The 14,689-nt window shown below is 72.7% G+C and carries 16 protein-coding genes and 1 riboswitch; of the genes, 8 read left to right on the top strand and 8 right to left on the bottom strand.

The features are described 5' to 3' along the window. Positions 1 to 97 precede the first annotated feature (97 nt). From ASG51_RS03130 to ASG51_RS03120, 3 genes are all read right to left on the bottom strand, one after another. Entirely contained in the window at positions 98 to 853 is a 756-nt protein-coding gene (locus ASG51_RS03130; RefSeq protein ID WP_056379052.1) for an N-acetylmuramoyl-L-alanine amidase, read from the bottom strand. Next, the gene (locus ASG51_RS03125; protein WP_056379050.1) at positions 850 to 1,575 is read right to left on the bottom strand and encodes a molecular chaperone DjiA; all 726 of its coding nucleotides are present in this window, start codon (positions 1,573 to 1,575) and stop codon (positions 850 to 852) included. Before ASG51_RS03125 ends, ASG51_RS03130 begins: the two co-directional genes overlap by 4 nt. 157 nt (positions 1,576 to 1,732) lie before the next feature. Then, positions 1,733 to 2,626, bottom strand: a complete 894-nt coding sequence (locus tag ASG51_RS03120) for a collagen-like protein (protein WP_056379048.1) — start codon at positions 2,624 to 2,626, stop codon at positions 1,733 to 1,735. 231 nt (positions 2,627 to 2,857) lie between these two features. Here ASG51_RS03120 and ASG51_RS03115 point away from each other — a divergent pair, with 231 nt between their 5' ends. The 3 genes from ASG51_RS03115 (at position 2,858) to ASG51_RS03105 (ending at position 5,872) form a co-directional block, all read left to right on the top strand. Then, on the top strand, positions 2,858 to 3,700 hold the full coding sequence (locus tag ASG51_RS03115) for an ImuA protein (protein WP_244479808.1): 843 nt from the start codon (positions 2,858 to 2,860) through the stop codon (positions 3,698 to 3,700). Further along, positions 3,597 to 5,195, top strand: a complete 1,599-nt coding sequence (locus ASG51_RS03110; RefSeq protein WP_082513850.1) for a DNA polymerase Y family protein — start codon at positions 3,597 to 3,599, stop codon at positions 5,193 to 5,195. The genes ASG51_RS03115 and ASG51_RS03110 overlap by 104 nt, the downstream gene beginning before the upstream one ends. A gap of 107 nt (positions 5,196 to 5,302) precedes the next feature. Beyond that, positions 5,303 to 5,872, top strand: coding sequence for a hypothetical protein (locus ASG51_RS03105; protein WP_056379045.1), 570 nt, complete (start codon positions 5,303 to 5,305; stop codon positions 5,870 to 5,872). Positions 5,873 to 5,892: 20 nt separating this feature from the next. On the opposite strand, the gene thiC is transcribed toward ASG51_RS03105, so the two are convergent. Then, positions 5,893 to 7,785: a phosphomethylpyrimidine synthase ThiC gene (gene thiC, locus ASG51_RS03100; protein WP_056212238.1), complete on the bottom strand. Its 1,893-nt coding sequence runs from the start codon at positions 7,783 to 7,785 to the stop codon at positions 5,893 to 5,895. 80 nt (positions 7,786 to 7,865) lie between these two features. Beyond that, a riboswitch (TPP riboswitch) is annotated at positions 7,866 to 7,974 on the bottom strand. A gap of 149 nt (positions 7,975 to 8,123) precedes the next feature. Here thiC and ASG51_RS03095 point away from each other — a divergent pair. After that, complete coding sequence (locus ASG51_RS03095; protein ID WP_056354831.1) at positions 8,124 to 8,876, top strand: BA14K family protein; 753 nt, start codon at positions 8,124 to 8,126, stop codon at positions 8,874 to 8,876. Between the two features lie 108 nt (positions 8,877 to 8,984). Here the strand turns inward: ASG51_RS03095 and ASG51_RS03090 are convergent, their stop codons facing one another. From ASG51_RS03090 to ASG51_RS03080, 3 genes are all read right to left on the bottom strand, one after another. Continuing rightward, complete coding sequence (locus ASG51_RS03090) at positions 8,985 to 9,239, bottom strand: hypothetical protein (protein WP_056354828.1); 255 nt, start codon at positions 9,237 to 9,239, stop codon at positions 8,985 to 8,987. Between the two features lie 125 nt (positions 9,240 to 9,364). After that, on the bottom strand, positions 9,365 to 9,586 hold the full coding sequence (locus tag ASG51_RS03085) for a hypothetical protein (protein ID WP_056354824.1): 222 nt from the start codon (positions 9,584 to 9,586) through the stop codon (positions 9,365 to 9,367). A gap of 186 nt (positions 9,587 to 9,772) precedes the next feature. Continuing rightward, positions 9,773 to 10,570 carry a hypothetical protein gene (locus ASG51_RS03080; protein ID WP_056379043.1) on the bottom strand — a complete coding sequence of 266 codons (798 nt, stop codon included), beginning with the start codon at positions 10,568 to 10,570 and terminating at the stop codon, positions 9,773 to 9,775. A gap of 264 nt (positions 10,571 to 10,834) precedes the next feature. Here ASG51_RS03080 and ASG51_RS03075 point away from each other — a divergent pair, with 264 nt between their 5' ends. From ASG51_RS03075 to ASG51_RS03065, 3 genes are all read left to right on the top strand, one after another. Continuing rightward, a complete protein-coding gene (locus ASG51_RS03075) occupies positions 10,835 to 11,680 on the top strand; it encodes an alpha/beta hydrolase (RefSeq protein ID WP_056212249.1) in 846 nt (281 codons plus the stop codon). A gap of 25 nt (positions 11,681 to 11,705) precedes the next feature. After that, positions 11,706 to 12,080: a hypothetical protein gene (locus tag ASG51_RS03070; protein ID WP_056278054.1), complete on the top strand. Its 375-nt coding sequence runs from the start codon at positions 11,706 to 11,708 to the stop codon at positions 12,078 to 12,080. A 166-nt stretch (positions 12,081 to 12,246) separates the two neighbouring features. Continuing rightward, positions 12,247 to 13,383 (top strand): acyltransferase family protein, encoded by a 1,137-nt coding sequence (locus ASG51_RS03065; RefSeq protein WP_082513849.1) that lies wholly within the window; start codon positions 12,247 to 12,249, stop codon positions 13,381 to 13,383. Between the two features lie 4 nt (positions 13,384 to 13,387). On the opposite strand, the gene ASG51_RS03060 is transcribed toward ASG51_RS03065, so the two are convergent. Beyond that, the gene (locus tag ASG51_RS03060; RefSeq protein WP_056278051.1) at positions 13,388 to 14,245 is read right to left on the bottom strand and encodes a gamma-glutamyl-gamma-aminobutyrate hydrolase family protein; all 858 of its coding nucleotides are present in this window, start codon (positions 14,243 to 14,245) and stop codon (positions 13,388 to 13,390) included. Positions 14,246 to 14,390: 145 nt separating this feature from the next. Between ASG51_RS03060 and ASG51_RS03055 the strand changes: the two genes are divergently transcribed. After that, positions 14,391 to 14,684 carry a hypothetical protein gene (locus ASG51_RS03055; protein ID WP_056379041.1) on the top strand — a complete coding sequence of 98 codons (294 nt, stop codon included), beginning with the start codon at positions 14,391 to 14,393 and terminating at the stop codon, positions 14,682 to 14,684. Positions 14,685 to 14,689 lie beyond the last annotated feature (5 nt).

The following is a 14,689-nucleotide window of genomic DNA, read 5'->3' as shown; positions in this document are numbered from 1 at the left end:
TGCCCGTCGGCCCTGGCGCAGGCGCCTTCCTCTCTAGAGGCTCCGCGCCCACCCTCTTCCGCAGGAGGACGCGAGCGGAAGCGCTCCCTCTCGTCCCCTACCGTCCCGGCAGCGCCGCGATCAGGTCCCGCAGGGTCGTGATCGTCGAGGCGTCGGCGACACCATCGATGCGGGCCGGACGGAAGTGGCGCTGGAACGCCGTCACCACCGCGCCCATGCGGGCATCGAAGGTGGCGCTCACCGGCAGGTCGTAGCCGTAGAGGGCGAACATCGCCTGCAGCGCCTCGATCGGCGGCCCGGCATCGCCCTGCGCGAAGAAGCGGCCGTCGCGGATCGGGGCCGGCGGCACCCAGTGGCCGATGCCGGCGCGGGCGAGGGTCTCCCAGGGGAAGTGCTCGCCCGGGTCCTCCTTACGCTCGGGGGCGATGTCGGAATGGGCGAGGATCCGGTGCGGAGCGAGGCTCCAGCGCTTGGCGAGATCGCCGCACAGGGCGATCACGGCCTCGATCTGTGCCGGGGGGTAGGCCGGCAGGCCGCCCGCATGGCCACCATTGACGATCTCGACGCCGAGGGAGCGCGAATTCACGTCGCTGAGCCCGGCCCAGGAGCCCTGGCCCGCGTGCCAGGCCCGGCGCCCCTCGGGCACCATCTGAACCACGAGGCCGTCCTCCAGCACCACGTAATGGGCCGAGACCTCCGCCACGGGGTTGGCAAGGCGCTGCAGGGCGACGGCCGCGCTCTCCATGCCGGTGTAGTGCAGGATGAGGAGATCCACCGGGCCGGACCGCCGCTCGCCGTGATTCGGCGACGGGTGGACGCTGGTGGCGACGGCGCTCTCGGGCGTCGGTTTCACGTGAGGCCCCGCTCGGTGCTGATCCGGTCATAGGCGGCGTTGATGGCCGCGAGCCGGCGGGTGGCGATGGCCACCGCCTCCGGCGGCAGGCCGCGCGCGATGGCCCGGTCGGGATGGTTCTCCCGCACCAGGGCCCGGTGGGCGGCCTTCAGCCCGGCATCGTCGACGTCGTGGTCGAGGCCGAGGACGAGGTAGGGATCGTCGGAGAGCCGGACGTGGCGGGCGGCGATGCGGCGGAACGCGGCCTCGTCGTAGCCGAAGGTCTCAGCCACCGCCCGCAGGTAGCGCTCCTCCGCCTCGTGGATGGCGCCGTCGGCCTTGGCGATGTGGAACAGGCCGTCGAGCACGTCCTCCAGCAGGGCCGGCTCGTCGTGGAAGGTGGTGGCCAATTGCCGGGCATAGGCCTCGAAGCCGTTCGCGGTGCCCTTGGCGAGGTCGAACAGGCGCTGCACGCCGGGCCGGGCGCGCTCGTCCACCTGCACCACCTTGGCGAAGGCCTCCACCTCGGCCTGCGTCACCACGCCGTCGGATTTGGCCATCTTGGCGGCCAGGGCCACGAGGCCGGTGGTGAAGACCACGTCGCGCGGCGTGGTGCCGAACAGCGCGCCCTCGCGGTCGACCAGGAAGTGCCCGGCCACCCCGCCGACGAGGCCGCCGAGGGGACCGCCGATGGCGAGGCCGAGGCCGGCCCCGCCGAGCTTGCCCCAGATGCCCAGGGTCATCGGACGACCCCGCGGGCGCGGGGAACGGGGCTGGCAGGGGCAGGGAGCATGGACGGTATCGACACGGGTGGGATCGACTTCGGCGCGAAACGAAGCGCGTCCTTACACCGGACGGCTCCGTTTCGGCGAGGGGCGATCGCCCGGGTCGTTCGTCCCCTCAGCGCCGGGCGCAGAGGCCGACGAGGCCCTGGCTCTCGGTGGGGCAGGCCGCGCTCAAGGTTCCGTCGGCGCCCGCCGTCACGAAGGCGCTGCCGCCCTTCAGGCAGAGGGCCGAGGCGAGGATCTCGGTGCCCTCGCAGGTGATCGCGCAGCCCGAGGCCGGGCAGGTGTCCTGGCGCACCACCCGGAACGGGGATGCGGGTGCGGCGGCCGCCAGGGCGGCCTGACCGGGCTCGCCCTTCTGTCCCGCCGGGCCGCGCTCGCCGGCCGGCCCCTTCGCGCCCGTCTCGCCCTTCGGTCCGGCGTCCCCCTTCGGACCCGTCTCTCCCTTGGGGCCGGGTTCCCCCTTCGGTCCGACCTCGCCCTTGGCACCCGGCTCGCCCTTGGCACCCGGCTCGCCCTTGACACCCGGCTCGCCCTTGGGCCCCAGGGGACCGGGCAGGCCGGCGACGCCCTGCGGGCCGGCGGGGCCCGTCTCGCCCTTGTCACCCGTGTCGCCCTTCTGCCCCGTCTCGCCCTTCGGGCCGGGCTGGCCGGCGGGGCCGCAATTGGCGATGACCGCCTCGCGCTCGTCCTCGCCCGCCTTCAGGGTGGCGATGCAGTTGGTGGGCACGTAAGGCAGGCGGAAGACGAAGCGGCCCCGGCTGTCGGCGATGATCGAGATGTCCTCGTCGAGCACCACCACGGTGCCGGGCTTGCGCACGCTGCCGGAGATGCGCAGGTCCCCGTTCTCGAAGCGGGCATCGTAGACCTGGATCGGCTGCGACACGACCTGGGGCCGGCGCGCCTTGGCCTCGCCCCGGGGCTGGGCCGCCGTCTGCGCGGCGGCGGGGAGGCCGCCCGCGACGGTGATCAGGCCCGACAGGACCACGAGGGCACGAGCGAAACGCATGGAGTTCTCCCGGCTGATCCGCGTCTTGTGCGCGGCAGGTGAGGAGTGCTGCCCTGCCCTCGCTATAGGGTCAAGCGCGGCGGATCGGCCGGCCCGGAAACCATCGTCCACAAGCGTCCACAGCCGTCCACAGGCCAAGTCCCTGTGGGCAGGCGAAATTCCGAATCCCCCCGGAAACCGATTGAGTGCGTTCCTGTTTTGTTCTTAGCGTAGCGGGATGGAGCGGAGCCGATGAGACAGAGCCCTGAAGACCCTCCCGATGCCGAGACCGAGACTTTGCCGGCGGATCCGCCAAATCCGGATGCCGCGAATCCGGGTGCGCCCCCGGATCTGGCGGCCCTGCGCGCCCTCGTGGCCGATCGCGGAGGCGCATCCGTCCTCCGGGGCGCCCTGCCCCTCGGCATCCACGACGTCGATACGCGCCTCGCACAGGGCGGCCTCGCCCTCGGTCAGTTGCACGAGATCGCCCCGGCGCAGGCGGGCGACGAGCCGGCGGCGCTGGGCTTCGCCCTTGCGCTGGTGGCGCGCCACCTCGCCCGGGTGCGCGGCGAGGCCCTGCTCGTGGCGGGCCGGGGGCATCCCCTCCCCTACGGGCACGGGCTGGCCGGGCTCGGCCTCGATCCCGGCCGCCTGCTGCTGTTCGAGGTGGCGAGCGACGGGGACGCCTACCGGGCCCTGGAGGAATCCCTGCGCGCGCAGGGGCTGGCGGCCGTGGCGGGCCTCATCGATGCCGCCCTGCCCCTCGCCCAGAGCCGCCGGCTCCACCTCGCGGCGGCCCGGACCGACCTGCTCCTCCTTGTCCTGAGGCCACCGGAGGCGGAGAGCCCCAACGTGGCGGCGACACGCTGGCGGGTCGCCGCCGGCAAGGCCCTGCGCGACCGCTTCGGCTGCATCGAGCGGCCGTGCTGGCAGGTGACCCTCGACCGGAGCCGCAACGGGCGGACCGGACATTGGCTTCTGGAGTGGGATCATGCCGCGCATCGTTTCGGTCTGGCTGGAGCACTGGCCGGTCACGCGGCTGAGGCGGACGCAGGCGCCGTCCGTCCCGAGCGGCGCGCCCAGCGCTCGGGCTGACGGCGACCGCGACAGCGGCCCGATGGTCGTGGCCGCCATGGAGGCCAACGGCCTGCGCCTGGTGGCGGTGGATTCCGCCGCCCGCGCCCTCGGCCTCGTGCCCGGTGAAACCCTGGCCCGGGCCCGCGCCCGGATCGGGATGCCGGTCGCCGTCCATCCGGCCGATCCGGAGGCCGATGCCGCCGCCTTGCACCGCCTCTGCCTGTGGGCCAAGCGCTACACGCCCGTCGTCGCTCCCTACGGCCCGGCGGAGGGCGGCGACGGGTTCTTCCTCGACATCGCGGGGGCGAGCCACCTGTTCGGCGGCGAGGCCGCGCTGGTGGAAGACCTCGCCCGGCGGCTGTCGACCCGCGACATGCCGGCCCGGATCGCCCTCGCCGACACGCCGGCCTGCGCCTTCGCCCTGGCGCGCCACGGCGGGGGCGGCCTCGTGGCCCCGGGCTGCAACGCGGAGGCCCTGCACGCCCTGCCCGTCTCGGCCCTGCGCCTCGATGGGGCCACGGCGCAGGCCCTGGCCCGCCTCGGCCTGCACCGGATCGGCGACCTCGCCACGGCGCCCCGGGCGCCGCTGGCCCGGCGCTTCGGCGAAACCCTGCTGCTGCGCCTCGACCAGGCCCTCGGATACCGGCCCGAACCCCTGGTCACGGCCGAGGACCCGCGCGAATTCCAGGCGGCGCGCGGCTTCCTCGAACCGATCGGGCAGCCGGAAACCATCGTGGCCACCGCCATGGGTCTGATGGAGGGCATCGCCCCCCGGCTGGAAGCGGCCGGCCTCGGCGCCCGGGCCGTACGGCTGACCCTGACCCGCGTCGATGGGATCCTGCGCAGCCTCGACCTCGGCCTGAGCCTGCCGACCCGCTGCCCGGCCCAGATCGGACGCCTGCTCGCCCTGCGCCTCGACCGCCTCGGCCCGGCCCTCGATGCCGGCTTCGGCTTCGAGACCGTGGGCCTCGAGGTCACCGCCACGGGCCCGATCGCGGCACGCCAGACGGCCCTGATGGAGGCCCCCGGCGGGGGCGAAGGCACCGAGCATCTGGGCGATGCCCTGCGCCAGCGCCTCGGCCGGCGCATGATGCGCCTCGGGTTTCGCCAGACCCACCTGCCCGAGCGGGCCGAGGCCGTGGAGCCGTGGCGCGCGAGCCTCCCCGCGCAGGCGGGCCGACCCGATCCGGGAGCCCGCCTGCGCGGGGAGGCTCGCGCGCCCCTGCCGCCGCGCCCGCTGGTGCTGCTCAGCCGGGGCGAAGCGGCCGAGGACGTCATCGCGCTGGCCCCCGACGGGCCGCCGCACCGCTTCCGCTGGCGCCGGCGCCTGCACCACGTCGCCCATGCGGACGGACCCGAGCGCATCGCCGACGAGTGGTGGCGGGCGCCGGGTCCGCTGCGGGACTACTACGTGGTCGAAGACGAGGCCGGCCGCCGCCTCTGGGTCTATCGCGAGGGCTTCCCCACGATGGAGGCGCCCGCGCGCTGGTTCGTGCACGGGCTGTTCGCGTGACGCGACGGGGGAGAACCGCGCCGGGGCGATGCCGCGCCACACAACCTGTGATAGCACTCCGCGCGATCGGGCACGCCCGTCCGGGACGGAAACGCAGGGCCATCGGAATGATCCCCACCGGACGGGCGTGGAATCGGGTGCGGCCGTTCGCGGCGGCGCTGCCGGGGATCGTCCACGTCCCGACCTCGGACGCCGCGTCGGACGCTCGCGGCCGCGCCGCCTTCGTCGCGGCCCATCGCTGCGAAGTGGTCGCGCGGCTGAGCAGCATCCACCTGCGCGGCCCGCGCAGCACGTCCCGGGATCGGTTCCTCACCGTGAGCATCGTCCGAACGGATCAGCGCTACGTGCAGTGCATCTTCTTCGACATGGATACGTGGATGCGCTGCGAAGCCGCGTCGGGCGGGTACGCGCAGGGGCCGGAGGCGTCTGGCGATGCCCTGCCCGACTCCGCGAAGGCGGCCCTTCACCGGCTGGGCTTCGTGCAGTTCCGGCGGAACGAGAACTATGAGCGGGAGATTTCGCTGGGCACGCCGCCCGACTTCGATGCCGCGGCCGATGTCATGATCGGCGCGCTCTCCGATGCCTACGACGCGCGCGCGCACACGCCTCTGGAATTCCACGCACCGCGGGCGGCCCTTCCCCGCGATGCCTGTCCCGGGCCGGTCAGCGAAAACTAGCCGGCCCGGGACGCGGGGGCCTACTCCGCCGCGTCGACGTAGAGCTTGCCACCCTCGGCCTGGAACTCGGCCGATTTCGCCGCCATGCCAGCCTCGCGCTCGGCCGCGCTCAAGGGCGCGGCCTCGCCCAGCACCTGGCCGGCCGCCTCCATCGCCAGCACCTCGGCGCGCAGGTCCTGCGTGATCTTCATCGAGCAGAACTTCGGGCCGCACATCGAGCAGAAATGGGCGACCTTGTGGGCGTCCTTCGGAAGGGTCTCGTCGTGGTAGGCGCGGGCGGTGTCGGGATCGAGGGAGAGGTTGAACTGGTCCTCCCAGCGGAAGTCGAACCGGGCCCGCGACAGGGCGTCGTCGCGCAGCTGCGCCGCCGGATGGCCCTTGGCGAGGTCGGCGGCATGGGCCGCGATCTTGTAGGTGATCACGCCTTCCTTGACGTCGTCGCGGTTGGGCAGGCCGAGATGCTCCTTCGGGGTGACGTAGCAGAGCATGGCGCACCCGAACCAGCCGATCATGGCGGCGCCGATGCCCGACGTGATGTGGTCGTAGCCGGGGGCGATGTCGGTGGTCAGCGGGCCGAGGGTGTAGAACGGCGCCTCGCCGCACTCCACGAGCTGCTTCTCCATGTTCACCTTGATCTTGTGCATCGGCACGTGGCCGGGGCCCTCGATCATGGTCTGGCAGCCCTTGTCCCAGGCGATCTTGGTCAGTTCGCCCAGGGTCTCGAGCTCGGCGAACTGGGCCGCGTCGTTGGCATCCGCGATGGAGCCGGGGCGCAGGCCGTCGCCGAGCGAGAACGACACGTCGTAGGCCCGCATGATGTCGCAGATCTCGTCGAAGCGCTCGTAGAGGAACGATTCGCGGTGCCCGGCCAGGCACCAGCGCGCCATGATCGAACCGCCGCGGCTGACGATGCCGGTGACGCGGCGGGCGGTGAGCGGCACGTGGGCGAGGCGCACGCCGGCATGGATGGTGAAGTAGTCGATGCCCTGCTCGGCCTGCTCGATCAGGGTGTCCTTGAAGACCTCCCAGTCGAGCTTCAGCGGGTCGCCGCCGACCTTCTCCAGGGCCTGGTAGATCGGCACCGTGCCGATCGGCACGGGCGAGTTGCGCACGATCCACGAGCGGATGTTGTGGATGTTGCGGCCCGTCGAGAGGTCCATCACCGTGTCGGCGCCCCAGCGGGTCGCCCAGACCAGCTTCTCGACCTCCTCGGCGGCGGACGAGGTCACGGCCGAGTTGCCGATGTTGGCGTTGATCTTCACGAGGAAGTTGCGGCCGATCGCCATCGGCTCCACCTCGGGGTGGTTGATGTTGGCCGGGATAATGGCGCGGCCCCGGGCCACCTCGTCGCGCACGAATTCCGGCGTGATGAAGGCAGGCAGGGCGGCGCCGAAGCTGTTGCCGTCGGCCAGGGCCGCCTGGGCGCCCTCCAGCATCGTCTCGCGCGCCAGGTTCTCGCGGTGCGCGACGTAGATCATCTCCTCGGTGATGATCCCAGCGCGGGCGAACTCGTACTGCGTCACCATCTGGCCGGGCGCGGCCTTGCGGATCTCGCGGGTGGCCGGACACGGGGCCACGAGCTTGTCCTCGGGCACGAAGCCGTTGTCCTCGGGCTTGACCGCGCGCGGGGTCACGGTGGCGTAGCCGCGCCGGGCGATCCAGGGCTCGCGCACCAGCGGAAGGCCGGCCCCGAGGTCGATCCCCGCATCCGTCTCCGTGTAGGGACCCGACGGATCGTAGACCCTCACCGGCGCCTCCTTCGGATCGCTCAAGGTGATCTCGCGGAACGGTACCCGGATGTCGTCGTGCCCGGCCACCGCCGCGTAGACCTTGCGCGAGCCCATGATCGGGCCGGTGGTCACCGTGGGCGCCTGCCCCTGCGGCAGATCCTTCGGAAGAACGGGTGCATTCATCGGGTTCGCTCCTGGCGTGGGAGACGATCCGGACTCGCGAACGGCGGTGTCGGATGGGACGACGCCTGAACATGCGCGCCGCGTCTTGGAATTCCCGTCCCTCCGCCGGTACGAACCGGATCAGGTTCAAGGGTCAGGGCGTCGCGCCCAATCTCAGCCCCCGCACTCGGAGCTCCCCTCGGAATTTTTCCAGATTTGAGGTCGGCGGCCGTTTTGTCAATCGCCGGCCCGACGAACTGAGACGGAATAGGGCCTGAAACGAACTTTATCGTCAGGCCCCGCGTTCCTTTACCAGAAGTTCGATCCTCGGGATCGGCATGCGAACGACAGGTTCTCCCATGAAGCGCATACTCCTGGCATCGGCCGCCCTGGTCGGGGCCCTCTCGATGATTCCCGCCTCCGCGGACGCACGTCCGGGCGGCGGCGGCGGTGGTTTCCGTGGCGGTGGCGGCGGCTTCCACGGCGGCGGCCTGGGTGGCGGCGGATTCCGCGGCGGCAACTTCGGCGGCGGTGGCTTCCGCGGTGGTCTCGCCCAGGGCGGCGGGTTCCGCGGCGGCAATGTCGGGGGCAACTTCGGCGGCGGCGGGTTCCGCGGCGGCCTCGCGCAGGGTGGCTTCAACCGCGGCGGGTTCAACCGCGGCGGGACCATCGGCGTGGGCGCCGGTGCCGTCGGTGCCGGGGCGGGCCTCGCTGCCGGTAACGGCTTCCGGGGTGATCGCGGCGGCTTCAACCGCGGTGGGTTCAACCGGGGTGGCGCCTATGCCGGGCGCGGCTACGGCTACCGTCGCGGCTATGGCGGCCTCGGCCTCGGGCTCGGCCTGGGTCTCGCCGGCGCCGGGATCGGCTACGGCCTCGGCAGCGCCTATGGCGGCTACTACGGCGACGACTATTACGCCGGCGGCTATGCGCCGGCCTATTACGGCGGTTACGCGCCCTATGGTGGCGGCTATGCCGCGACGGGCTACGAGGCCACCCCGGAGGTCGCGACCAGCGGCGAGGACGTCGCCTACTGCGTCCAGCGCTTCCGGTCCTACGACCGCCGCACCGGGACCTATCTCGGCAATGACGGTCAGCGCCACGCCTGCCCGTAACGGCTGACAGGCTCCGGGACGATCAGAAGGGGCTCCGCCGCGCGGCGGGGCCCTTTCGCGTCCGCGGGGCACTTTGATCGGGGGTGCGGAGGCCGGACGCGTCGGGCCTCACGAGCCCTGCAGGCTCTCGGCGAAGTCGTCCGGCACCTCGCCGAAGCTGCCGAGGATCGTGGCGCTCTCCAGTTCCCCCGTCTCGTCGTCGGCCACGACCTTGATCGCCGCCGTCCCGGGAAAGCGGGCGGCCATCGCCTCGGCCTTCTTCAGGGCCCCGCTCTCCGTCACCGCCACCTCACGGTCGCCCGGCGAGAGCCGCTTGCGCTTGAGCACGAAGGTCTGCACCAGGAACGTCGTCTTGAGGGCCATCGCAGGGTCTCTCCACCGGGCCGCGCCGGATCGCGTCGGATCCGGATACCGAGCGCACCTAGCACGAAAGCCCGGTTCCCACGCGACCCGAACGCCGCGGACAGGCCCGGGCCGCGCTCCTCCGCTCAGGCTGTCGGTTCGTGTGGTGCCTCGAGCCGCTGGATCAGGCGCCCCCCGTCCCAGAGCTCGACCGAACGGCCGTCCATGAAGGCCCGTGCCCGCTCCAGCGCCTCCGCCTCGGTGCAGCCCGCGAGGGACTTGGTGCGAAGGACGCGGCCGGCATTGTTCAGCAGCAACACGCGGTAGGCCGACGGCGGCGTCCCCTGCCCCGGCGCATCGTCCCGCATGACCCCCTCCCGCCTCGACGATCGCGACGGGCCGGTGCGTCGCCCCGAATTCAAGACGAACCGCGTGCCGGCTCCGCATGCGTCGCAAGAGTACGGCTCGGCTCGTTAACGTACACACCGCATCGGCAAATCATTCCACGATGGGTTCAAGTCTTCCGTTCGCGGTGGTCGCCCCGCACGAGCGGATCACCACAGGCGCACCAGCCGGAAACCTGCGATCACATCTGCGAGATCGATGCCGAGCAGGTCCGTCAACAGCAAGCTGGCGCGGAACAGCGGCCGGGTGAAGGCGGCGGAGACGAGGAAAAGACCCAGCAGCACCAGCCCCGAATGCCGGGCCATCCGGTCCGCGAAGGCCCAGGGCGGGGATGGCGGCGAAGCCGGCGGGCCGGAGAGCCAAGGTCGGACGATGCCGTAGCCGTCGAGCCCTGGGATCGGCATCAGACCGAGCACCAGGGCTGTGCCCTGGAACAGCACCGAGACGGCGAGCACCGCACGCAGCGTCTCGGCCCCCGGACTGGCCAGGGCATAGAGCAGCGCGAGAACGACGAGGAAGAGGACGCTCATCGCCGGGCCGGCGGCGGCCACCGCCGATTGCCGTCCCCGGCTCAACCCGGCCTCGGGCGGACCGCCGACGCGGCCTGGCAATCCCGCGCCCCCTGGAAATCCCACGCCCCCCATGACGGTGAAGAGCGCCGGCAGCAGCATGGTCACCACGGGGTTGGGGGCCCGCAGGGGATCGAGGCTGAGCGCACCGGTCGGGGGCAGGCCCCAGGACAGTGCGGCCCGGGCATGGCCGTATTCGTGCAGGCACAGGCCCAGCACCCAGCCGGACATCAGGAACACGAAGGCGGCGCCCGAGCCCGCGAGCGCCCCGGCGCCGATGCCGAAGCCGACCCCGCAGAAGATCAGCCCGATGAGGAGCGCGTTCGGGCTCAGGCCGGGACCGCCCATGCCCTCCGCGCGGCCGGACGCGTCCCTCATGCCGCGCCGCGCCGGACCGGTGCGGGCGCGGCGGACCGGTGACGCGTCGTCAGGAAGCGGCTTTGGGGCCGGAGGCCGCTTCGGGGAGGGACGGGCGCGGGAGCATTCACGCGACGCAACATCGCTGGTGACACGCCAAAGTCCAGCCCTACTTCTCGGGGACGCCCCAGTGTCCCCTCCATCCCCAGGGTCCGGCGCGGTTCGGCGCCCCGCCACGACGGTCCGGGGTCGTCGCTCGGTCGCGGCTTCCCCTTCATCGAGCGCATGCGCCTTCTCGCTTCCCTCGTGGCCACCGCCATCCTCGGTCTCTCCGTCCTGGCCGTGACCCTGCTGACCGTCTTCCAGCGGCACCTGATCTATCCGGGCGCCTTCCGCAGCCGAGCGCCCGCACCCGCCCGGCCGGCGCCCCCGGGCACGGAGGCGATCAGCCTGCCCACGGCCGACGGCGAGCGGCTGTTCGGGTTCTGGCGCGCGCCGGAGCCGGGCTGTCCCGTGGTGCTCAGCTTCCATGGCAACGGCTCGCGGCCGGAGCCCGGTGCGGCGCGCTTTGCCGGCGCTCCCTGGCGCGGGGCGGGCTGGGGCGTCCTCGCCATCGCCTATCGCGGCTATCCCGGCTCGACCGGGAGTCCGAGCGAGGCGGGGCTGATCGCCGACGGACAGGCGGCCTACGCGATGGTCCAGGCGCGGGTCCCCGGAACCCCGGTGCTGCTGCACGGCCACTCCCTCGGGGCCGCGGTGGCGGTGGCCCTGGCCGAGGCCCGGCCGCATCTCGGCCTCTATCTCGAGGCGCCCTTCGACTCCCTCTCCGCCATCGTCGCCGGGCGCTTCCCCTTCCTGCCGACCAGCCTGCTCCTTCGGGACACCTTCCGGTCTGATGCGCGCATCGCCGCCGAGGGCGGTCCGATCGTCATCGTCCACGGCCGGGACGACCCGGTGGTGCCCCTCGCGCATGCCGAGCGGCTGGCGGCGCAGGCCGGTCCGCGCACGCGCCTGACGGTCATCGCCGGCGACCACGTCTCCATTCTCGGGACCCAGGACCGCGAGGCCGCGGCCGTGTTCCAACCGAACGACCCCGCCCAGCGCCGGCCTGTTCCGGCAGCGGTCCACTGACGCACGCATCCGACGGGAGACACCCTTGGGACGACGAGCCCGACTCTGGCGCGACGACGACCCGGCGACGCACGGTCCGCAGGCCAAGTCTCCGGTGATCTGCCCGCTCTGCGAGCGGCCGATCCCGCCCCATGCCAAATCGAGCCTGCACCACCTGACCCCGAAGCTGAAGGGCGGGGCGCGGGCCGGCACCGTGCGCCTGCACCAGATCTGCCATTCGGCGATCCACGCCCGCTTCAGCGAGGCCGAGATCGCCCGGCGCCTCGCCGACGTCGATGCCCTGCGGGCGGCGCCCGAGATGGCGGAGTTCCTGGCCTGGGTCCGCACCAAGCCGGACGACTTTCACGCCGCGACCCGCATGACCCGCGACCGCCGGGGCGCCAAGCGCGACCCGCATTGAGGGCGGCGAGGGGTGGCCGCACGCGGGCAAGGCGTGGCCCAAACCGGAGCCGGTCACGGCCCGGCCTTTACCCTCCGTTCGGCATGATCCGCGGGCGGTCCTCGCCGTATCGCCATCCTTAAGACCTGGCGCCGAAGGATCGCGGTCCTGTGGGCGGGGGCGGATCATGGCGGCGGTCGCGGTGGGACAAGGCACGGCGGAAGGAACGGTGGACGGAACGGGGCAGCGCGCAGCGGGATCCCCGCGGGATGCCGCCCGGCTCGCCTGGGTGGATGTCGCCAAGGGCCTGTGCATCATCCTCGTGGTCATGATGCATGCGACGCTCGGCACCGGAATCGCGATGGAGGGCGAGGGCTTCCTGCACACCGTGGTGGCCTTCGCGCGCCCGTTCCGCATCCCGGACTTCTTCCTGCTGTCGGGCCTGTTCCTCGGCCGGGTCATCGACCGCGACTGGCGCCTGTTCCTCGACCGGCGCCTCGTGCACTTCGTCTACTTCTACGTCCTCTGGGTGCTGATCCAGTCGGCCTTCAAGTACGGCCCGATCACCGACGGAGCCGGGCCGGGCGCCTTCGTCGCCCACCTCGCCCTGGCGGTGGTCGAACCCTACTCGACCTTGTGGTTCATCTACCTGCTGGCGGTGTTCTCGGTGCTGACCAAGGCGCTGCGGCCGGTGCCGACGGCCTGGCTCCTCGGCGGGGCGGCACTGCTGCAGGTCCTGCCGATCCATACCGGTTTCGAACTGATCGACGAGTTCTGCGACCGCTACGTCTGGTTCCTGGTCGGCTACCTCTTCGCCGCGCGCATCTTCACCTTCGCCGATCTCGTGCAACGCCACGCCCGCGCCGCGCTGCTCGGCCTGGCGCTCTGGGCCATGGTCAACACCGCGATGGTCTTCGTCCCCACGGGCTTCCCAGCCGTGCCGGTCCTGGCGAACCTCCCGGGCCTCGCCCTCGTCCTGAGCGGCGCCGGCGCCCTCGCGATCGTCGCCATCGGGGCCCTGATGTCCCGGGCCGGCGGGCCGGTGACGGCGGCGCTGCGGGCCTGCGGCCAGCGCTCGATCGTGATCTACCTCGCGTTCTTCCTGCCGATGGCCCTCACCCGCACGCTGATCGTGCGGTCGGGGGCGATCACCGACATCGGCTGGGCGAGCCTCGTCGTCACGGTGGTGGCGATCCTGGTTCCGCTGGGCTTCGAGCGGATGATCCGTCACACGCGCCTGTCGTTCCTGTTCGTGCGACCGCGGGCCTTCCACATCGTCGGCGCCCGCCCGCGGCCGGGCGCTCCCGCCCTGCGCGCGGTCTGAGCCCTCAGGCCGCGGCCTCGACCCGCGGCCGGACGAGACGGTCGAGGAAGTTCCCGATCTCCGCCCGCCGGCGGGCCGGCTCCAGCAGGTCGGGGCCGAGCCGGTGGCGGGCGATCCGGTCCCGGTGTCCCTCCGGGTCAGCATGGATGCGGCAGAGGTCCGCCGCATAGGCCTCCACCGCCGCGCGGTCGGGCAGCGCGCCCGCCTCCACCACGTCCTCGGCGCTGAGGCGCAGCATCGCGGCCAGGGCGTCGAGATCGAGTTCGGGGTGGTACTGCGTGCCCCAGAACACGCCGGCCCCGTGCCGGATCTCGATCGCCTGGACCGACAGGACCGCGTTGCCCGCCAGCACCGTGGCGTGGGCCGGCGGCGTGATGACGGCGTCGAGATGCATGGCGGGGGCATCGAAGCGCTCGCCCCGCCCGGCGAGGAGCGGGTGCGCCCGCCCGGCCTCGGTGCGCACGAGATCGCGCGAGAATCCGTATTCCGGACCCTTCGGGTTGCGGGCCGCATGGCCGCCGGCCACCACCGCGGCGACCTGGACGCCCCAGCACGAGCCGAAGACCGGAAGCCCTGCGCCGAGGGCTTCGCGCACGAGGTCGATCTGGCGCCGCACGGCGTCGGACGCGTCGCAGACGTGGAGCGTCGATCCCGTGAGGAAGAGGGCGTCGAAGCCGGCGAGCCGCGTCCCGGGGGACAAAGCCGCATCGGCGTCGGCCGGGGTGATCAGGGTGCAGTCGACCCCGGGTGAGATCTGGCGCAGGACCTCCGCATAGGCTTCCGCCGAGGTGACGCCGGTGGCTGAGACGTGATCGGCCCGTCCGGACCGGTCGTTCCCATCGGCCACGAGGAGGTGCAGCATGGATGCGGTCCCATCCGGCCCCGGGGGCCGGCCAAAGGGACGGGGAACGATCCCTGACTGCCCTCGTTCCCGTTAGGCCGGACGCCGGATCGCCGCATGGCGGTCGGCGGCGATTCGCACCGAGAGCCCACGATCGGAGGCTTCGATGGCCACGCGACGTCCCGCGACCGCCCCACTCGGTCGCGCCCGCCCTCGGTGGGCCTCCCTGGGTCTCGCCCTCGCCGGTCTGGTGCCCGGTTTCGCTCCGGCGCCCGCCGCGGCGCAGTACATGGCCCTGACCGCCCCCGCGCCGAAACCGGCCGCGCCCGAGCCGCCGAAGCCGGTTCCGCCGCCGACCCGCGCGGCGGAGCAGGCCTTCGACGGACACCTGCCGAACCAGCGCACGGGACACGGGCGCGAGCGCATGGTGCGCGACATCTGCATCGGCTGCGACCGCTGACCCCG

It is taken from the genome of Methylobacterium sp. Leaf465 (assembly GCF_001424705.1).
Lineage (GTDB): Bacteria > Pseudomonadota > Alphaproteobacteria > Rhizobiales > Beijerinckiaceae > Methylobacterium.
Note: the sequence above shows the minus strand (reverse complement) of the source record. Positions and strands in the feature narration are given on the sequence as shown.